This window comes from Mucilaginibacter sp., from assembly GCF_041088075.1.
Lineage (GTDB): Bacteria > Bacteroidota > Bacteroidia > Sphingobacteriales > Sphingobacteriaceae > Mucilaginibacter_A.
Genome location: NZ_JBGCVY010000056.1, coordinates 1 through 20,146, shown reverse-complemented (window position 1 = coordinate 20,146; position 20,146 = coordinate 1). Strand labels below are relative to the sequence as shown.

Genomic DNA, 20,146 nt, shown 5'->3' with positions numbered 1-20,146 from the left:
TATCGGCACAAAAACTACAATCCACTAATGGTTTTCAGGAATTGAATGATTTACCGCCCAAAACTAAACTTCCCCATCAGCACCGCCGGATTAGAATTTATCACAATCGGCTCTCCCGCCACCGCTTCATTGGCCAGCAAAGCAAACAATACCGCTTCTTTCGCATCCGCCGGCAAACCAAGCGCGGCCGAATTTTGGATACTGTTTTTAGGCATTAGTTTTTGAAGTTGTTGCATCAAAAAAGGGTTCCGCGCGCCGCCGCCGCTTGCAAATATTTGTAAACCTTCCGCAGAAAAATTTTTAAGGATGCAATCCGCAATAATTTGTGCCGTAAAAACAGTAAGCGTGGCAACCAAATCGGCAGGATTGATTTTTTGCGTTGATGACCTTTCTTGTGCCACCTGCACATAATCCAAATTAAAAACTTCCGGCCCGGTTGATTTTGGCAAAGCTGCTGCAAAAAACGGATGTGCTTTTAAAGCCGCCAACAGTCCTTCGTTCACTTTACCGGAAAGCGCAATTTTGGCACCGGCATCAAAAGGCAAATTAAAATATTGGCGGCAAGCGGCATCCATCAGAGTATTTCCGGGGCCAACATCGCTCGAAATTATGGTGCTAAAAGAAGCATCGGCAGGCAAAAAAGTAAAGTTGGCAATGCCGCCCAAGTTCAGCAAAACCCTGTTTTCGCCTTTTTTACTGCCCAAAATCACATCGCCGTACAAAGCCAAAGGTGCGCCTTCGCCACCGGCAGCCACATGTTTTTGCCGGAAATCGCTGATCGTGATAACCCCTGTTTTCATGGCCAAATGGTCGCCGTCGCCAATTTGCAGCGTCGCGTTTGGATAGTTTTTTTGCCGGTGCTGGTGTTTCGGCGCGTGGTAAATGGTTTGTCCGTGGCTCGCAATCAAATCAACCGATGCTGTTTTTACCTGCCATTTTTCGAGGCATTGCAGCACCATTTCTCCGTGCAGGTTTCCGATAAAAGCATTTAACAAAGTCAGTTTCTCCAGGTCAACCATTTTTTTAGAGAAGACCTGGCGTATTTCTTCCCGAAAAAAATCATTGTAACTTACCGTTTCAAATTCCAGCAACTCAAATTGCGTTTGCATCCCGTTTCCGCTGAAACGGCACAAAGCCACATCCAAGCCGTCCAACGATGTACCCGACATCAACCCGATAATCATTTTGTGTTTCTTTTGCGCAATTGCAAAAAGTTGCTGTAAATTGCTGTTCAATGTGTTGCGGTTTTATTAGATTGCGAACGGCCTAAACTAATTCATTTTCTGCTGACCCGAAATTTTTTCCTGCTGATTTTTGTACCGATAAAAGAAGTATGACCGAAACCCTTACCCAAAAAACCGCCAAACCACGCCTCCTTTCGCTCGATGTTTTCCGCGGCATCACCGTTGCCTTTATGACTTTGGTAAACAACCCGGGCGATTGGGGCCATATTTACGCGCCGCTGGAACACTCGGAATGGAACGGCTGCACGCCAACCGACCTGGTTTTTCCGTTCTTTTTGTTTATCGTTGGCGTATCCATCGTTTACGCGCTCGAAAGCAAAAAAACGGATATTGGTTTACATAAAAAACTAACCATTGGCGTCCTTCGCCGGGCCGTAATTTTGTATCTTATCGGGCTGGTGCTCAACCTTTTTCCTTATCTTCATTTTAGTACCGTACGTATCCCGGGCGTTATCCAGCGCATTGCCGTGGTTTACGCCATTGCCGCTTTGTTTTATATTTATGGTAACCGCAAGGTTTGGACAAATGCTTTTGTGGCCATTTTGGTTGCTTACTTTCTCATCATGACTTTTATTCCGGTTCCGGGAGTTGGTTATGCCAATTTAAACCCGGAAACTAATTTGGGCGCCTGGCTCGATCGTACAATTTTAGGGGAAGCACATCTTTGGAAATCATCCAAAACCTGGGACCCGGAAGGGATTTTAAGCACCATTCCTGCTGTTGCAACCGCGCTTTTTGGTATTCTGGCCGGAACTTTTTTAAAGCGGAAAGACAAAGACGATGCGCAAAAAGTTTCCTGGCTGTTTGCTGTTGGCGTGCTGTCCGTCATTGCCGGTTTAGTGGTTGATCTTTTTTTCCCGATAAACAAAGCATTATGGACCAGTTCTTTCGTTTTATATACCGGCGGCCTGGCCACCATTGGTTTAACTTTGCTTTACTGGCTGATTGATGTGCAAGGCTACAAACGTTTTACCAAACCGTTTGTGGTTTTTGGGGTGAATGCGATCACGGTTTATACTTTGTCCGGTTTGATTCCGCGTATTTTAAGTATGATAAACGTTCATAATGCGGAGGGAAAAACAGTAAACGGGCATCAATACCTTTACGAAAAGTTTTTTACGCCTTACTTTTCGCCCATCAATGCCTCTCTGGCCGGTGGCTTAACTTATGTTTTGATTTGGTTTGTAATTTTATGGCTGATGTACCGGAAAAACATTATCATTAAGGTTTGAAGGATTTGACAAACTTAAATTATGAATTTGTTTAAACTTATCCTTTTGTGCTTTACGCGTTATGCTTCTTTTATCGCATAAAATTGGTATTGCCAGTTTTTAATTTGTTTGAGACCGGTAAAGGCACCAATTTTTATAGGGTAAAAGAAGCATCACCCCCAAAAAACAGGATCTTATAAAAAAGTTTAAACAACTTTTATTTTAAAAAACGTATTGTTTTGAATGGAAAAAGCTATTTTCGAACAAAAAGCAGTTGCTAAAAAAAGCATCATTGTTAAATTCCAAGAAATGGAAAAACTAAAATTTATAGACCTTTTTTGTGGCATTGGCGGTTTCCGTATAGCAATGGACCAGGCCTGCAAAGAAAATAATATTTTACCTGAATGTGTGTTTTCGTCTGATATAGATAAATTTTGCCAGGATAGCTACGAGAACAATTTTGGTGAAAGGCCTGCTGGCGATATCACTAAAATTGACCCAAAAGACATTCCTGACCATGACATTTTATTCGGTGGCTTTCCTTGCCAGCCATTTAGTATCATTGGCAATATGAAGGGTTTTGAGGATACAAGGGGCACTTTGTTTCATAACATAGCCAGTATTATTAAAGAGAAAAAGCCAAAAGCTTTTGTACTGGAAAATGTGAAGCAGCTTGTTGGGCACAACAAGGGCCAAACCTTACAAGTTATCCTAAACACACTTAAAAAGGAACTGAAATACACAGTTCGTGTTGCTGTACTTAATGCACTTGACTATGGTTTGCCTCAAAAAAGGGAACGCGTTGTAATTGTCGGGCATAAAGACCCGATATTATTTTCTTACCCGCATCCTGTGCGCCCTTTCAAACCTTTATCAGAAATATTAGAACCAAACGTAGACAAAAAGCATATTGCATCTGATTATATCGCTACCAAAAGGAAAGAAAAGCATACTTCTGCCTACAAACTTTCCATTTGGCACGAAAATAAATCCGGTAATATCTGTTCTTACCCCTACTCCTGTGCTTTACGTGCAGGCGCTTCTTATAACTATTTGCTTGTAAATGGAGAAAGAAGACTGACACCAAGAGAAATGTTTCGCCTGCAAGGTTTTCCCGACAGCTATAAAATTATTGAGAATGACACACAGGCCAGAAAACAAGCTGGCAACGCAGTCCCGGTAAACCTTGTTAAAGCTGTTATCCTTAAATTACTGCCATACGTAGCCGAAACATGCGATATGAAATCTGTTTTATATGATTATGAAATATTATAACAACGTGGATGGACAACAATTCACCTAAATTAAGGACCGTTAATAAATCTGTCCCTCCCTACCCGTTAAATAAGTTTCCGAAAGATTTCCCTTACAAAATTGGCGAGCAATTGGTTTATATACTTGCCACAAGAGGAGAGGCCGATATAGAAGGGAAAGAATGGGAAGCTATTTTTGGAAAAGCCATTGGCGCAGACTGGACACCGAGTGTTGTAGGGTTAGATGACATCAGGATGGGCAATACTGCATGGGGCGCAAAATCTATCCTGAATAAAAAACCCTCTACCGTTACAAACATTAGGTTGATTTCTGGCAGGAATGATTTGATAAATTCATATAACTACAACGTGCAACCTGGTTTATTCCCGGAAGAGCATGGGGAAAAAGTTTTGAACATTTACAACGCCAGGGTTTCTGCAATACGTGAGAAGTTTCAACATTTAAGGACTATAATTTTAATCCGGTCTAAAAATTTATTAGAATGTGTGATATACGAGGTTGATGCAATCAGATACGACCCTGAATTATTTTTTTGGAAATGGAATGGCAAAAACCTGTACGGTTACTATAAAGAAAATGAGGTTCAAAAATTTACCTGGCAATCAGGAGGGCAACAATTCACGATATTTGAATCAGTACCAAAAGAAAGGCTGGTAATAAATTTACGAAAGCCAGAAGTTGTATCTAAGGATTTTGTACTTGATAAAGTAGGGTTTAACAATAGCTGGATAACAGTAACCGAGCTAACCTAAATAGGCATTTCAATTTTAACACCAAAAAAACACCGATAAAAACAGTATCCCCTAATTCTAAAACACGTAAAACCTTATTGACTTTTTTCATGCTAAAAAACCGCTTCCTCTACCTTTCGATTGCTTTGCTGGCTTTTGAAACCGCCGCAATCGCCCAAACCAAACCGCAGCCTTCGCCCCGGAACAGGCCGCGCCCCGAAGTTCTGGCTGGTTCGCTTGTCCCGGCCGACCCGGCCGTGCTTATCGGCAAACTGCCCAACGGCTTAACGTATTACATCCGCAAAAACACAGAGCCGAAAAACCGCGCCGATTTATACCTGATAAACAAAGCAGGTTCAGTTTTAGAAAACGACGACCAGCAGGGTTTGGCGCATTTTGTAGAACACATGGCTTTTAACGGCACGCGCGATTATCCGAAAAACGAACTGGTCAACTTTTTGCAAAAATCCGGGATTAAATTTGGCGCCGATTTAAACGCTTATACTTCGTTCGACCAAACGGTTTATCAGTTGCCGATGCCAACTGACAGTACCAAGCTTTTTGCCAAAGGTTTTGATATCCTGGCCAATTGGGCGGGTATGGATACGTTTGACGACAGCGAGATCAACAAAGAACGCGGCGTGGTTTTGGAAGAAGAACGTTTGCGCGGTAAAAATGCACAGGAGCGGATTTCTTTACAAACGCTTCCGATTATCCTGAACAATTCGCGTTACGCCCAGCGTTTGCCGATTGGGAAAGAAGACATCCTTAAAAACTTTAAACCACAAACAATCAAAAATTTTTACAAGGATTGGTACCGTCCGGATTTGCAAGCGGTGGTTGCCGTTGGCGATTTTGACCCGAAGCAGGTTTTGGCATTAATTAGGCAAAACTTTTCGGAACTGAAAAACCCGGCCAAAGAAAAACCATATGTGAAATATGAAATCCCGGTGCACAAACAAACGCTGGTAAAAATAGTAACCGACAAAGAGCAGCCTTACACCATCGCCCAGATTATTATAAAACGGCCGGGAACGGTTGTAAAAACCACGCTGGATATGCTGCAAAACCTGCGCATCAATTTGTTCAACAGCATGATTAATGCGCGTATTTCCGAACTCACGCAGCAAAGCAACCCGCCGTTTTTGTTTGCGCAAAGCAGTTACAGCGATTTTCTGGCTGACCTGGAAGCGTTTAGTTCCATCGTGGTAACCAAACCAGGCGAATTGGAAAAAGGCGTAAAAGCAATTGTTGCCGAAAACGAACGCGTACAAAAATTTGGCTTCACGCAAACCGAATTAGACCGTGCCAAACAAAGCGTGATGGCCGCATTAGACCAGCAGTTTAACGAGAAGGACAAAACGCGTTCTTCGGTTTTTGTAAACCAGTACCAGCAAAACTTTTTAAAAGGCGATGCCATCCCGAGTATTGATTTTAAGCACGATTTCTATCAGAAAAACATCGGTCGGATTACGTTGAGTGAATTGAACGGCCTCACCAAAAAGTTCATCAGCGATGAAAACCGCGTAGTGATTGTGCAGGCTCCCGAGAAAGAAAAAGCCAATTTGCCAACCGAAAAAACGTTGCTTAATTGGATTTCGACCGCAGGCGAAGGGATTAAAGCTTATGTGGACGAAGTGAGCAAAAGCCCGCTTTTAGAAAAAGTGCCAACCGGTTCTAAAACAGTTTCCGAAAAGAAAAACGCGGCCATTAATTCCACCGAAATGACTTTAGGAAACGGCGTAAAAGTGGTTTTGAAACCAACTGATTTTAAAAACGACCAGATCCTGATCAACAGTTTCAGTTTCGGCGGAACTTCTCTGGCCAGTGATGCCGATTATATTTCGTCAAGTTTTGCCGATGGAATTGTGGGCAGCAGCGGCGTGGGCAACTTCACCCAAATCCAATTGGATAAAATGCTGGCCGGCAAAATCGCCAACGTTTCGCCTTACATCAGTTCTACGGCGCAGGGTTTTAGCGGCAGTGCTTCGCCAAAAGATTTGGAAACGGCCTTGCAGTTGATTTATTTGTACACCACTTCTCCGCGCAAAGACCCTAACATCTGGAATTCCAACCTCAGTCAATATAAAACCGTAATTGCCAGCCGTGGAGCTGTTCCGGAAAACGTTTTCCAGGATACCGTTTCCGCTGTAATGAGCAGTTACAATTTGCGCGGCAGGATACCAACTTTAAAACAATTGGACGCTGCTTCGCTGGATAAAGCTTTTGCCTTTTACCAGCAGCGTTTTGCCGATCATGGCCATGATGTTTTTACGTTGGTTGGAAATTTCGACCCCGAAAAAATAAAACCGCTGCTGGAAAAATACCTGGGCGCGCTGCCTGCAACCGGAAGCAATGCTTCTTTTAAAGACCTAAATATCCATGCGCCGGCCGGCAAAATCACCAAAACGGTTTACAAAGGTTTGGAGGCAAAAAGTTCGGTGCAATTGGTTTTTACGGGAGATTACAAATACAGCGAGGCCAATAATTTGCAGTTGGATGCGCTGGAAGAAATCCTGAACATTAAAATGATCGAACGTTTGCGCGAGAAAGAAAGTGGCGTTTATTCGCCTCGCGTAAATGCCAGTTACACCAAAATCCCGGAACAACGTTTCAACATCACTGTTTCTTTTGGCTGTGCGCCCGAAAATGTAAACAAGCTGATTTCGGCTGCACTGGAAGAAATTGATCTGATCAAAAAGAACGGTGCCGAAAAGACAGACATCGAAAAATTTGTGGCCGAGGAAAGCCGCTCGACAGAACTGCAATTGAAAAACAACGGCTTTTGGCTGGGACAGATTTCCAGAAGTTATCAATATCAGCAAGACCCGGCCGATGTGTTGGAACATGTGAAAAACCTAAACCAGATCACCGTTCAAAGTACAAAAGCGACGGCCAACCAACATTTAAGCGGCGAAAACCTGATCCGTTTTATTTTACTGCCGGAGAAGAAATAGGTTGGGTGATGGGTCATGGTTCATAGATCATGGGTCATGGTCAAAACCTGTCAGATGCTTCTTTTATCACCCTTTTTTTGGGGTGGTAAAAGAAGCATTTTTGTTTAATCCGATTTTTGCTTGAATTAAATAGCACGAACCGTAAACCTGTTCAAGGGCGAGCCTGCAAACCTTTTGCCTAAATCATCATGCTTCTTTTACCACCCTAAAAAAACAGTGGTAAAAGAAGCATATTGGTTTTTAAAAAATAATTTAAGCAAGGGCTTATTTTATTAATTGGAAAGAATGTAATTTTATGGCTACATTTCCCGAACCAATTATAAACCATGGCTGACCAACCTATTAATTGCGACAAAAACCTGTGCCTGCAAATCTCCCTGGGAAACGAGCAGGCATTTCAACATTTGTTTAATACTTACCACCAGCAGTTGGGCACTTACGTTTTACGGCTTACCAATTCAGCCGAACTGGCAGAAGAAGTTGTGCTGGATGTATTCTTAAAGATTTGGCTGAACCGGGAAACGCTCCGGGAAGTACAAAATTTTAAAGCTTATTTGTTTGTGGTATCTAAAAACCACACGTTGAATGCCTTAAAAAAGCTGGTTAAAGCGCGTTTGGCACAGAAAGAGCCGGAAGCGCATTATACACAAAATTTTTTGGCACAAGCAGAGCTTAACCCCTATTACAGTTTGCTGGACGAAGCCATAGACCACCTGCCGCCGCAACAACAAAAAGTATATTTGCTAAGCCGGCACAAACGTTTAAAGTATGCCGAAATATCGGAGAATCTCGGCTTATCGCACGAAACCGTGAAAAAATACTTGCAGATTGCTACCGCTTCCATCACCAATTATGTTAATGCAAACGTAGCCGCCCGCTTAATTTTGTTGGCCCTGCTGTTTTTTTAATTTTTTTTTAGAATCAATATCCCCTTTTTGTAAGTGTTGGTTGTCTTGTACACAAGGTCGCCTCAACTTCCTTGTTAACCAGCTGTACTAAAAATATTAATCCGGGTGATAATGCCAAATGCAAGGTTGAACTACCTATTTAACCAATACTTCAAAAAAACTGCCACTAAGCAAGAAGAGCAGGAACTTTTTGAATTATTGGATACCTATGCGGGTGATGAGGAATTGACTTCCCTTTTAAAAAACACCTGGGACGGATTTGAAAATAAGGAAGATGTTTTCGATCCGGTAAAAAGCGGTCAGATCCTGGATTATATTTTACATGTCAAAGCCAAAGAGGAAGATAGCGTTACCTTACCATCAATTAAGCAAATTCCAATATGGAAAAAAATTACGGCGGCGGCCGCGGCCCTGCTTTTATTAAGTATTGGGGCCCGTTTTTATTTTAACCGGCCGCAAAAGTGCTGTAACAAAACAGCCCAAAAACATCAGCCTAAAAACGACATCCTGCCGGGAGGGAACAAAGCCATCCTGACGCTTGCAAACGGCAAAACAATCGTATTGGACAATGCACATACCGGGCTTTTAGCAAAACAAGGAACCACCAACATTGCCAAAACCAAAGACGGGCAGGTGATTTATAAAGCACCAGTTGGTTTACCGAATGACCATAACATTGCCTTAAATACCATTTCAACGCCAACAGGCGGCCAATACCAGGTTGTACTTGCCGATGGCAGTAAAGTTTGGCTCAATGCGGCTTCATCTTTGCGTTTCCCTGCTGTTTTTACCGGCAAAAAAAGAGAAGTTGAAATAACCGGCGAAGCTTATTTTGAAGTGGCAAAAAACGCGGCAATGCCGTTTGTTGTAAAAACAGGCCGCTCTGTAATCGAAGTACTGGGCACGCATTTTAACGTGATGGCTTATGCCAACGAAAGTGTTATAAAAACCACATTATTGGAAGGATCAGTAAAAGTAAAAAGCGGGAATTCGGTTAATTTTCTTAAACCCGGCCAGCAAGCGCTTTTAAATGCACAAGGCCAAACAAAGATTATTGAAGATGCAGATGTGGACGACGAAACAGCCTGGAAAAACGGCCTTTTCCAGTTTAAAGATGCGGGCATCGAAACCGTAATGCGGCAGGCCGAAAGATGGTACAATGTAAAAACAAGTTACGAAGGGAAAATACCGGTTAAACAGTTTACAGGCCGGATATCGCGCAGTGTAAAGATTTCCGAATTGTTGAACATGCTTAAGTTTTTTGGTGTCAACTTTAAAATGGACGGCAGAAATATTACGGTTATGAAATAAAGGAGTTAGGGATGTTTGAATTTTTATCAGAAAATTAATATGCTTCTTTTATACCTATAAAATTTGTTTTTGTAAACGATAGAGATAAAAACCAAATCGAAAATTTAAGATTTTAGGTGATAAAAGAAGCATTGAAAATAAATTGAACAAAACTTAAACTGGCACTTATACAAGTTTGCATTTAACCAACATAAAATAAAACCAATTATTCACTTTAACTAAGCTATGATGAAAGAAATACAAAATTAAACCTATATGCGTCGGGGCTCCCTTCGTTTCCATAACCGAAACGATCATAAAAAACCGGGCAAGTGTTTGCACCACTTCCCGGCAAGTGTCTGGATCCCCAAATTACAATCGACGAATTGAAAGCTATTGTTTAACCCAAACTCTACAAACTTATGAATTTTAATTCTGAGGCTATGCCTTTGGCCTGGCCTAACCTGTCCAAAATTTTATTGGTTATGAAATTAACTGCTATTTTGATAATTGCAGCCCTTACCAATGTTAGCGCTAAAACTTATAGCCAGATCGTAACACTTCATCAAAAAAATTCCACTGTCGAAAAAGTGCTAAAGGCTATCGAAAAACAAACCGGTTACCATTTTTTATATGACAAGCAGGACATAGCAAAAGCCGGGGAAATAAACATTGAAATAGGCCCGGTAACGGTAGAAGAAGCATTGAACAAATGCTTTAAAGACCAGCTTTTAACCTACAAGATCATTCAGAAAACAATTGTTGTTAAAAAGAAAGAGGCTGCTATTGAGACCAATGTTGTTGCCGCCCAAAAAGTACAAGGTACAGTAAGCGATGTCAAAGGCCCTTTGCCGGGCGTAAGTGTTAAGGTTAAAGGATCAGGCATTGGTACAGTAACCGATGTAAACGGCAAATACAGCTTAAACGCCCCTGACGGCAACGGAACACTGGTGTTTAGTTTTGTTGGTTATACCACACAGGAAATTCCTATTGCAAACAAATCACAGATCAATGTGGTATTGGCCGAAGCGCCTAAAGCACTGAGTGAAGTTGTAGTGGTGGGCTATGGCACACAAAGACGTGCTGACCTAACGGGATCTGTTGGAAGTGTAAGCGCAAGACAATTGCAGGAACGGCCGCAAACGAATTTGGAGCAGGAGCTGGCCGGAAAAATAGCCGGTGTAAACGTATCAACAAATTCTGGCGAACCGGGCGGCGATACCAGGATTCGTATCCGTGGTTACAGCTCTATCAACACCAGTACAGATCCTTTATATGTAGTTGACGGAATTGTATGGACAGCAGGAGGAAACTCCATTAACCCGAATGACGTAGCCACTATTGATGTACTTAAAGATGCATCTTCTACGGCTATTTACGGTACGCGCGGTGCCAATGGCGTAATTTTGATCACTACAAAAAGAGGCGCTAAAAACCGCCCCAGCACGGTTAGTTATGACAGTTATGTAAGCTTGAGCAAAATGGCAAAAGAGCTTCCTGTACTAAATGCAAAAGAGTTTTTGGCCGTAGAAGACCAATCTTATGCTAACATAAAAAAATATGATCCGGTAGGATGGGCTGCCGGAAAATATGTAAATGATGACCCGGTAAAAATAAGGACAGCACTGATTGGCAAATTATTTGATGCCAATTTAAACCCTTTGTATGACGTTGACTGGCAAAAAGCAACCACAAGGACTGCTTACAGCCAAAACCATAACCTGTCATTTACAGGAGGTTCAGAAAACATTAACTATGGGCTGTTTTTAAACTATGCTGATGATGAAGGTATTATCCTTAATAGTTACTTAAAACGCTACAATGCCCGTTTAACGTTGGACAACCAAGTTAAACCCTGGTTAAAAGTAGGCGCTACCTTAAATTATAACACCCAGGACCAACAGGCCGGCAGTTATGGCACAGGCGGCAATAACATTCCCAGGATGTTGATAGAAATGATCCCTATTGTACCTATCAGATACCCTGACGGAAGTTATGGAAAAAGAACGGACTACCCGAATATGGAAGGCGGCGACAACCCGGTAGCCCAGGCACTGGAAATACAGCGGTTGGCCAAACTACGCGTTTTCAGCGGCAACGGTTATGCAAACATTGATTTGTTTAAGGGCCTTAGTTTCCGCAGTGTATTGGGTGTAACCACTTCCGCTAATTATTATCCAAGTTCACAAACCGGCCTTGTAGGAGGATCAACAGCAAGCCAAACCTATAGTTCTGCCTCCCTTAATGAAAACAACAATACTTTTTGGCAATGGCAAAATTATTTTACCTATAACAACACGTTTAATAAAATACACGCCTTAAATGTAGTTGTAGGTACAGAACGTCAAAATTTTCAACAATTAGGTTTCGGAACTTCTACCGGCAGCCTTTCTGATAATTTTTATCAGTATTATAATCTTGGTGCCGGCTCTATACCAGGTTTGCCATCATCAGGTTATACGGCATGGCAAATGCAGTCTTTTTACGGAAGGGTAAATTATGGCTATAAAGATAAATACTTGGTAACTTTAACAGGCCGTACCGATGGATCATCCCGTTTTGGAGAAAACGTTAAATATGGTTTTTTCCCTTCGGCAGCATTAGCCTGGAGGGTATCGCAAGAGGATTTCCTGAAAGACAATAAAACGATTTCTGATCTTAAAGTCAGGTTAAGTTATGGCCTTACAGGCAACTCTGAGATTGGGCAGTACCAATCGCTTGCAAATATCAATACAACCAATTATGTTTTTGGCGGCAGCCAGTCAATTGGCACAACACAAACAAGCATTGGCAACCCTCAACTACAATGGGAAAAAACTGCGGAATATGATTTAGGTGTATCATTCGGTTTGTTTGATAACCGTATCACTTTAGAAGCCGATGCTTATTCAAAAAAAACACAAGCACTTTTACTAAATGCACCACTGCCGGAAACAAGCGGCTTTAACAGCGTTTATAAAAACATAGGTAAATTAGAGAACAGAGGGCTGGAATTTTCAGTTAATACCGTTAATATTAAAACAAGGGATTTTAGCTGGAACACCAATTTCAACATATCTTTCTTAAATAACAAGATTTTAGCCTTGGGTGCATCTAATGATGATATTTTCCTTGGCCCTACATTTCTTTCACAATTTAACTTAATGCGCGTAGGTTTACCGGCTGGCAGCTTCTATGGCTACAAAGTTTTAGGCACTTGGGGAACGGGCGAGGCAGCGCAAGCGGCTAAATACGGCTTGTTGCCGGGAGACCTTAGAATCCAGGACACAAACGGAGACGGCAGGGTTACCTCTGCTGATAAAGTTGTACTTGGCAAATCTATCCCTGATGGTTACGGCACGTTCAGCAATAACTTTAACTATAAAAGTTTTGATTTGGGCGTGGAGCTGCAGTTTAATTACGGAAACCAGATCATGAACCTAACCAGGCACTCCGGGCAGGACCGTACTGGTCAAGCCAACAGTTACGCAACCGTACTAAATGCTTGGACACCCACCAATCAAAACACTTTTATAGCTGAAGACAGGCCTGCTTACGTTCGCTACCAAACAGAAATTTATTCTACAAAAGTTGAAAACGGGTCGTTTATCCGGGGAAGGGCAGTAACGTTAGGCTACAATTTCTCTAACAATATTTTAAAGGCGATAAAATTAAGCCGATTACGTGTTTATGCACAGGCACAGAACCTTTTCGTAATTACAAAATATACCGGATATGACCCTGAAGTTTCAACCTATAATGGGTCGGTAAACTTTAACCAGGGCCCTTCGAGTAATTTTACCCAGAATATCCAGTTTTACGATTATCCAAAACCAAGAACTTTTTTGCTTGGCCTAAATGCTAGTTTTTAATTAACGTTAAATATAAACATCATGAAATTTAACTTAAAAAGATATAATACCTACCTGCTTTTAATCATCGTTTTGTGTTTTAGCAGTTGCAAAAAATACCTTGACGAAAAGGACAAAAGTAATTTTGTTAAAACAAACTATTTTGCCACCGGCGCACAGGCGCAAACATTTGTTAATGGTATTTATACATCCTTATACCTGTTTCAAAATGGCGATGCCTATGGGGAAAGCCCTTTTATTACCCTTGAACTTTTTGCCGGCCATACAACTTCCCTCGGCCAAAGTGTAAACAACGGCAATGTTATCAACCAACGTACAGATGCTACCAACCCGGGTTTTGAGGATGTTTGGCAAAATAGTTATAACGCTATTGCCAATGCAAACCTTGCCTTACAGCAAATACCTACTGTAAGTATGGATGAAACATTAAAAAAGAAACTGTTGGGGGAAACAAGCTTTTTGAGGGCTTTCTTTTACTATCATCTTGTTCGTTTGTATGGTGATGTACCTTTGATTACAAGCCCGGTTACAGTTACCAGCCCCGACCTTTATCCTGACCGAAAACCTATTGCTTCAATTTATGATTTAATCATCAGTGATTTAATTGCGGCCCAAAGTTCCGGCCTGCCTGCTGTTGATCAGACCGGTAGGGTATCCCTGGGTGCTGTTAATACATTGCTGGCAAGCGTTTATCTTACAACGGCAGGTTATCCGCTTCAAAAAACAGAAAACTATGCAAAAGCAGCAACCACAGCAGCATTGGTACTGCCTTCCTACACACTGTTTGATAAATACGATTACCTGCATGACAATCCACATAAAAACCAGGGTGAACTAATCTTTCAATCGCAGTACCTGGTTGGCGTAAGAACTAATGCGATCACGCAATTAACCGTACCGTTTAACCTTCCTGTTGGCGCTTACGGAGACCATTTGGGCGGGATGATCCCAACAAACCAGTTTTTCAACAGTTACGAACCTGGCGATTTACGCACGCAAGAACGGCAGTTTTATTTTTCGAGCTATCCGCAATTTGGCAGTAAGACAGATACCGTAATTTTTGGCGTACACGCCTTGTACAAATATTTCCATGTAGAAAGTGCTTTGGGCAATGGCATTTGCGACGAAAACTGGACATTCCTGCGCCTGCCTGAAGCCATGCTGATCTATGCCGAAGCAAGCAATGAAGTGAACGGCCCAACGCCAGATGCTTATGCGCAGGTTAACAAGATCAGGGCAAGGGCGCAATTGCAGCCATTGAGCGGTTTGACCAAAGATCAGTTCCGGGCAGCCATCTGGAAAGAGCGCTACCACGAACTGGCGTATGAAAACAAAGCGTACTTCGATATCCAGCGCACTCACCAAATTTATAATGTGGCCAACAATACTTTTGGGGATGCCGTTTCAACGCCCAACGAACAAGGTGTAACCATGAAAGCCCAATATTATTTATGGCCGATACCGCAACGGGAAATAGCTACCAATAATAAACTGACACAAAACACGGGCTGGTAACATCCTGTTCTGTTGGTTTGCCATGCTTCTTTTAGCACACCATTTTTTGTGTGCTAAAAGAAGCATTTTTGTTTAAAAGGTTTTTCTCGGAATGAAAAGTAAGCTGAGTAACTCTCTCGGCCTAAAACCACCCATGCTTCTTTTACCACCTAAAAATCAGTGTTAAAAGAAGTATTTTTGTTTACTCCGACTTTTAATTGGAATGAAAAGGAAGATAAGTAAACCCGCCGCGGCCGCCCAATAAATAAATAATTACGCCCGTACATTTGCCGCCTGCATTACTTTCAAAAGCGATGCCTTTAAAGGTATCATAAACAAAATAGCGTTGTTTGTTTTCTGTAAAAGCGGCCGTTTTGCGCACCTTAAAAAAAGCATTGATTTGTTTTAAAGTTGAACCCGGGCCAATCCCTTCAGCCGTTTTAAAATAAGGCGAAGTAACCCGAATTTGCTTTACACGGCTCGTGATATCATCCATTCCGCCCATATACCGGGAAAAGAAAACCTGCGTTTGGTAACCCAACGAACGATGCCCGGCATACCAGGTAGCCAGCGATTTGCCCATCGCCGCATCGCCTGCATCAGGCCGGCCTAACCTTTTATAAACCAGTACGGCATCTTCTTGCAATTTGGTTTGCCCGATGGATTTTCCCGGAACGATCAGTTGTGCTATCGGCACTGTTTTTTGGTCGGTAAAAACAGTATAGTTGTTTTTTGGCGGAGTATTAAAGCTGAATAGCAGCCAAAAACCAACGAGCAAATAATTTTGGAACGCTTGCATAATTTATAGGGATAAAAACAGCATCAGCAAAAATGAATGAACTAAAGCGAAACAAAGCTGCTTTGTTTAACCTTTTTAATAAAGCTTAATGTTGAAATAAACACCTTTGTTATGACAAGCAAACCCATATTCCGTTTAAATAAAATATTGTTTTCCTTGTTTTTGTTGGGAATTTTGAGCAGTTGCAGCCAGCAGGAATTAGACAAAGAAATCAAGGCCGACCTTACAACCAAAGCAAAAACCGACCTTAACCTGGCAGCCGTTAATTATATGGTGGAAGATGGTGTGGTTACTTTAACCGGGAAATGTGCTTCCGAAAAATCAAAAAGTGAAGCCGAACAAACCGTAAAAGGCATCAACATCGTCAAGGGGATTGTGAACCATATTGAAGTTGCGCCGGTTGTTTTGACGACGAATTTCCCATTGAAGCAGGCAGCCGACAGCGTTTTAAAAACCTATCCAACGGTTCGGGCCGATGTAAAAGGCGACACGATTGTGCTGGAAGGAAAAGCAAAAAGCCAGGATGCCGGTAAAATTTTAGCCGGTTTGAAACCTTTGCATCCGCAGAAAATTGAGAACCAACTTAAGGCGGATTGAAGTTTGGCTATTTTGGCGTTTTAGTGGAACTTGGAAAAATCCAGCAGGAGTTATTTCCAGAAGATTAGGATGCTTCTTTTATCGGTATATTTTCTCTAAATTTTTGCAAGTCTCCAAATAATCTTCTATGGCTTCTGCAAAAGCCTGTCTCAGTTCGGCAACCGAAGTCCCTTCAAAAAGGATCAAATCATTTAACCCGATAACTTTTCCATAAAAAACCTCGTCCTCCGCACTGTAAGTTATGGTTGCTGTATAATCCTGATACTTTAAAGAATTAATCATTTTTTATTTTTCCTTTCTGCCTCAACTCAATCATTTAAAAATAGTTTTACTTTGAAATACCTGATTGTGGAGGAAAGCACTTTTAAAATAACCTCATGGCAGGTTTAGTCAGGCCGCTTTTCCTCCCTTTTCTACCGTCCCATAAATGGGACGGCAATGATTACCTTAAACTGCCCGGTCTGTAATTCATTGCCGTTGGCTTCAGCCAACGGTTAAAGTTAAATAGGCAGAAGCAGTCCAGCACTTCAGCCAAAAATATACACAATCCTTTTAACTTTGTATTTCAAGATGAGCACAAAGGGGCAGCAGGTAATCCGCAATTGGTACAAGCAGAAAAAATGGAAGCAGTTTACGTTTCAGCAGGAAATGGAAGCGGCTTACCTGGCCGGGCAATCGGGCTTGCTCAATGCGCCAACCGGAAGTGGTAAAACTTTTGCGCTTTTTCTGCCCTTTTTGGCCGGTTATATTAACGAACACCCGAAAGATTACCAGACCCGGAAAAACAACGGACTTTTACTGTTGTGGATCACACCGCTCCGGGCTTTGACCAACGACATCCGCAAAGCCATGCAATCCGTTTGCGATGATTTGGGTTTGCCCTGGACGATCGGCACCCGGACCGGCGATACTTCAACTGCCGAACGAAATGCCCTCCGCAAAAAACTTCCGGAAGTATTGCTCACCACGCCCGAAAGCCTGCATTTGATGCTTGCCCAAAAAGATTATCCCAAAACGCTGCAACACTTGCAAGTGGTGGTGGTGGATGAATGGCACGAACTTTTAGGCAGCAAAAGAGGCGTGCAGGTGGAATTGGGATTATCGCGGTTGAAAAGCCTCACCCCAACCCTCTCCTCAGGAGAGAGAGCCGAAAACGTAAACCGGCAACTGAGAATATGGGGCATCTCCGCAACCATCGGTAATTTGGAGCAAGCTGCTGCTGTTTTGTTGGGAAATGATTTCCCGAAGGAAAACGTTCGGCTCATCCGTTCGGATATTGAAAAAAAGATTACCATTGAATCTGTTATTCCGCACCAGATTGAACGTTATTCCTGGAGTGGGCATCTTGGCGTAAAACTGCTGCCGCAGGTGATGGAAATTGTGTCCAAAAGCAATACGACATTACTGTTTTGCAACACACGCGCACACGCCGAAATCTGGTATCACGCCATTTTAGATAAGTATCCGGAATACGCCGGGATTATGGCGATGCACCACGGTTCGCTGGATAACGATTTGCGGAAATGGGTGGAAAATGCACTGCACAGCGAAATGCTGAAATTAGTAGTTTGCACTTCCAGTTTGGATTTGGGTGTTGATTTTCGTCCCGTAGATACTGTAATCCAAATCGGCAGCCCGAAAGGCGTTGCCCGTTTTATGCAGCGCGCCGGGCGAAGCGGGCACCATCCTGGCGCAACTTCCAAAGCGTATTTCGTGCCCACACATTCGTTGGAACTGATGGAAGGCGCGGCTTTAAAAGAAGCGATGCTGGCCGGAATTTACGAAAGCCGCGACCCGGTTTTGCTGGCTTTTGATGTGCTGATGCAATACCTGGTTACGCTGGCCGTATCGGATGGTTTTTACGCCGATGCTGTTTTTAGGCAGGTAAAAACAGCATACGCTTACGCCGATCTTTCGCGCGAAGAATTTGGCAGTTTGCTCGATTTTATCGTTTATGGCGGCAAAACGCTTTCGCAGTACGACGAATTTTTGAAGGTTGAAATTGAAGAAGGCCTGTACAAAGTGAACAACCGCCGCGTGGCCATGCGCCACCGGATGAGCATGGGCACAATTACCAGCGAAGTGAGTCTACGCGTAAAATGGCTGAGCGGCGGCAGTTTGGGCACGATCGAAGAAAACTTTATTTCCAAAATAAAACCCGGCGATAATTTTTGGTTTGCGGGAAGAAGTTTGGAACTGATCAAGGTGAAAGACATGACGGCTTTCGTCAAAAAATCTGCTTCTAAAAAAGGCATTATCCCAAGTTGGATGGGCCAGCGGATGCAGCTTTCTTCGCAGTATTGCGCCGTTATCCGCCAAAAGCTGGATGAAGTGGCGCACGGGTTGGAAAAAGACATCGAAATAAAAGCTTTAAAACCGCTGTTTGATTTGCAGGCGAAAGAATCCTGTTTGCCGCAAAAGCACCAGTTTTTAATTGAAGAATTGGAATCGCGGGAAGGCCACCATTTGTTTTTTTATCCGTTTGAAGGAAGGCAAGTGCATGAAGGTATGGCTTCACTCCTGGCCTATCGTTTGGCGTTGATTAAAAGCGCTACGTTTTCCATCGCTATGAACGATTATGGTTTTGAACTATTGACCGATGATTTTATACCGATAAAAGAAGCATTGGAGGAAGACCTTTTTTCACAGGAAAACCTGTTAAATGATATCCAGCAAAGCCTAAACGCCACCGAAATGGCCAAGCGCCGTTTCCGCGATATTGCGCACATTGCCGGTTTAGTTTTTACCGGTTATCCTGGTCAACCCATCAAAAACAAACATTTGCAGGCTTCCACTTCTTTGCTGTTCGAGGTTTTTAGCGAATACGAGCCGGATAATTTACTGGTGCAGCAAGCCTACAACGAAGCTTTGGCGTACCAGTTGGAAGAGTTCCGGCTTCGGGCAGCACTGCAACGGATTTCGACACAGGAAATCGTGATCAAAACCATCAAACGCCCAACCCCTTTTGCCTTCCCGATTTTAGTTGACCGTTTACGTGAAAAGATGACGATGGAATCGTTGGAAGAACGCGTGGCGAAGATGACGGTGCAGTATGAAAAATAGGGGATAAAAGAAGTATTCAAGTCTTTATAACTAACTCAAATTTAAAATCAGTTATTATTTATAGAATAAATATCCAAAAATATTTACCGAAGTAGGTAAAAGTATAAGCGATATGACAATTGATAGGCAAAGTAATATATTGAAAAGCCTACTATCTCCAATTTTTTTATCGATATGTAAAAGGTTATAACTCAAAAAATATAAAGGGCTATATATTATTGCTAATTCAACAATAAATATTAATATACAAAATATAATAAATATAGCTGACATTTTTAAAAAATATAAGTTAGAAATCAATCTAAGTATGTTTACTGTTTAGGGGGAGGCAAAGATACGCCATTTTTTATTTTATTAGAATCAACAGTATCTTGCTCTTTAGTAACGGAATCTTTGACAGGTTTAGCATCTAACTTTTTTCTACTATCTAAAAACTTTTGTAGTTCGATTTGTCTTTTTTGACTTGCATCCAAAAAATTACTGTAAGTTTTTATAAGCCCTGAAGAACTTCCTTGTACTTTAAGATTACCTAATTCTAATTTTACATTAGTGTTATCAGACAATGATAGAATTCCAGCTATACTAACGACAGCAGCAATCCCTAATCCCCTTAAAAACATACCTCCTTTAGATTGAACTTTTATTTTTATAAAAAGTTCTTCGTTTTCTTCAATCCCATATTCTAAACAAAATTCTTTATACAAATAAGTAAGGCTGCTTATAAAT

Annotated in this window: 14 protein-coding genes; 10 read left to right on the top strand and 4 right to left on the bottom strand. The window is 42.0% G+C overall.

All coding sequences use genetic code 11. The annotated features are described in order from the left end of the window. Window positions 1-50: 50 nt before the first annotated feature. Entirely contained in the window at window positions 51-1,235 is a 1,185-nt protein-coding gene (locus tag V5804_RS13380) for an anhydro-N-acetylmuramic acid kinase (protein ID WP_369591903.1), read from the bottom strand. Window positions 1,236-1,333: 98 nt separating this feature from the next. Here V5804_RS13380 and V5804_RS13375 point away from each other — a divergent pair, with 98 nt between their 5' ends. The 8 genes from V5804_RS13375 to V5804_RS13340 all read left to right on the top strand — a co-directional run bounded on the left by V5804_RS13375 (window position 1,334) and on the right by V5804_RS13340 (window position 14,982). Further along, the gene (locus tag V5804_RS13375) at window positions 1,334-2,476 is read left to right on the top strand and encodes an acyltransferase family protein (RefSeq protein WP_369591902.1); all 1,143 of its coding nucleotides are present in this window, start codon (window positions 1,334-1,336) and stop codon (window positions 2,474-2,476) included. Window positions 2,477-2,698: 222 nt separating this feature from the next. Beyond that, window positions 2,699-3,730 (top strand): DNA cytosine methyltransferase, encoded by a 1,032-nt coding sequence (locus V5804_RS13370; RefSeq protein ID WP_369591901.1) that lies wholly within the window; start codon window positions 2,699-2,701, stop codon window positions 3,728-3,730. An 8-nt stretch (window positions 3,731-3,738) separates the two neighbouring features. Next, window positions 3,739-4,482 carry a hypothetical protein gene (locus V5804_RS13365; protein WP_369591900.1) on the top strand — a complete coding sequence of 248 codons (744 nt, stop codon included), beginning with the start codon at window positions 3,739-3,741 and terminating at the stop codon, window positions 4,480-4,482. Between the two features lie 89 nt (window positions 4,483-4,571). After that, window positions 4,572-7,418: a M16 family metallopeptidase gene (locus tag V5804_RS13360; protein WP_369591899.1), complete on the top strand. Its 2,847-nt coding sequence runs from the start codon at window positions 4,572-4,574 to the stop codon at window positions 7,416-7,418. Between the two features lie 326 nt (window positions 7,419-7,744). After that, entirely contained in the window at window positions 7,745-8,326 is a 582-nt protein-coding gene (locus V5804_RS13355) for an RNA polymerase sigma factor (RefSeq protein ID WP_369591898.1), read from the top strand. A 126-nt stretch (window positions 8,327-8,452) separates the two neighbouring features. Further along, entirely contained in the window at window positions 8,453-9,637 is a 1,185-nt protein-coding gene (locus tag V5804_RS13350) for a FecR family protein (protein WP_369591897.1), read from the top strand. 464 nt (window positions 9,638-10,101) lie between these two features. Further along, entirely contained in the window at window positions 10,102-13,467 is a 3,366-nt protein-coding gene (locus V5804_RS13345) for a TonB-dependent receptor (RefSeq protein WP_369591896.1), read from the top strand. Window positions 13,468-13,488: 21 nt separating this feature from the next. Then, on the top strand, window positions 13,489-14,982 hold the full coding sequence (locus V5804_RS13340) for a RagB/SusD family nutrient uptake outer membrane protein (protein ID WP_369591895.1): 1,494 nt from the start codon (window positions 13,489-13,491) through the stop codon (window positions 14,980-14,982). Between the two features lie 193 nt (window positions 14,983-15,175). Here V5804_RS13340 and V5804_RS13335 read toward each other — a convergent pair whose 3' ends face one another. After that, window positions 15,176-15,760 (bottom strand): hypothetical protein, encoded by a 585-nt coding sequence (locus V5804_RS13335; protein WP_369591894.1) that lies wholly within the window; start codon window positions 15,758-15,760, stop codon window positions 15,176-15,178. 111 nt (window positions 15,761-15,871) lie between these two features. Between V5804_RS13335 and V5804_RS13330 the strand changes: the two genes are divergently transcribed. Then, entirely contained in the window at window positions 15,872-16,357 is a 486-nt protein-coding gene (locus V5804_RS13330; protein WP_369591893.1) for a BON domain-containing protein, read from the top strand. Between the two features lie 78 nt (window positions 16,358-16,435). Here V5804_RS13330 and V5804_RS13325 read toward each other — a convergent pair whose 3' ends face one another. Further along, on the bottom strand, window positions 16,436-16,639 hold the full coding sequence (locus tag V5804_RS13325) for a type II toxin-antitoxin system HicB family antitoxin (protein ID WP_369591892.1): 204 nt from the start codon (window positions 16,637-16,639) through the stop codon (window positions 16,436-16,438). A 288-nt stretch (window positions 16,640-16,927) separates the two neighbouring features. Between V5804_RS13325 and V5804_RS13320 the strand changes: the two genes are divergently transcribed. After that, the gene (locus tag V5804_RS13320) at window positions 16,928-19,420 is read left to right on the top strand and encodes a ligase-associated DNA damage response DEXH box helicase (RefSeq protein ID WP_369591891.1); all 2,493 of its coding nucleotides are present in this window, start codon (window positions 16,928-16,930) and stop codon (window positions 19,418-19,420) included. Between the two features lie 311 nt (window positions 19,421-19,731). On the opposite strand, the gene V5804_RS13315 is transcribed toward V5804_RS13320, so the two are convergent. Beyond that, on the bottom strand, window positions 19,732-20,146 hold a 415-nt coding region (locus V5804_RS13315; protein ID WP_369591890.1), incomplete at its 5' end, for a hypothetical protein.

What these genes read in the sequence shown, in the direction of transcription:
- V5804_RS13375 (WP_369591902.1), top strand. Translation starts at nt 1,334, where the DNA reads ATGACCGAAACCCTTACCCAAAAAACCGCCAAACCACGCCTCCTTTCG.
- V5804_RS13370 (WP_369591901.1), top strand. Translation starts at nt 2,699, where the DNA reads ATGGAAAAAGCTATTTTCGAACAAAAAGCAGTTGCTAAAAAAAGCATC.
- V5804_RS13365 (WP_369591900.1), top strand. Translation starts at nt 3,739, where the DNA reads ATGGACAACAATTCACCTAAATTAAGGACCGTTAATAAATCTGTCCCT.
- V5804_RS13360 (WP_369591899.1), top strand. Translation starts at nt 4,572, where the DNA reads ATGCTAAAAAACCGCTTCCTCTACCTTTCGATTGCTTTGCTGGCTTTT.
- V5804_RS13355 (WP_369591898.1), top strand. Translation starts at nt 7,745, where the DNA reads ATGGCTGACCAACCTATTAATTGCGACAAAAACCTGTGCCTGCAAATC.
- V5804_RS13345 (WP_369591896.1), top strand. Translation starts at nt 10,102, where the DNA reads ATGAAATTAACTGCTATTTTGATAATTGCAGCCCTTACCAATGTTAGC.
- V5804_RS13340 (WP_369591895.1), top strand. Translation starts at nt 13,489, where the DNA reads ATGAAATTTAACTTAAAAAGATATAATACCTACCTGCTTTTAATCATC.
- V5804_RS13335 (WP_369591894.1), bottom strand. Translation starts at nt 15,760, where the DNA reads ATGCAAGCGTTCCAAAATTATTTGCTCGTTGGTTTTTGGCTGCTATTC.
- V5804_RS13330 (WP_369591893.1), top strand. Translation starts at nt 15,872, where the DNA reads ATGACAAGCAAACCCATATTCCGTTTAAATAAAATATTGTTTTCCTTG.
- V5804_RS13325 (WP_369591892.1), bottom strand. Translation starts at nt 16,639, where the DNA reads ATGATTAATTCTTTAAAGTATCAGGATTATACAGCAACCATAACTTAC.
- V5804_RS13320 (WP_369591891.1), top strand. Translation starts at nt 16,928, where the DNA reads ATGAGCACAAAGGGGCAGCAGGTAATCCGCAATTGGTACAAGCAGAAA.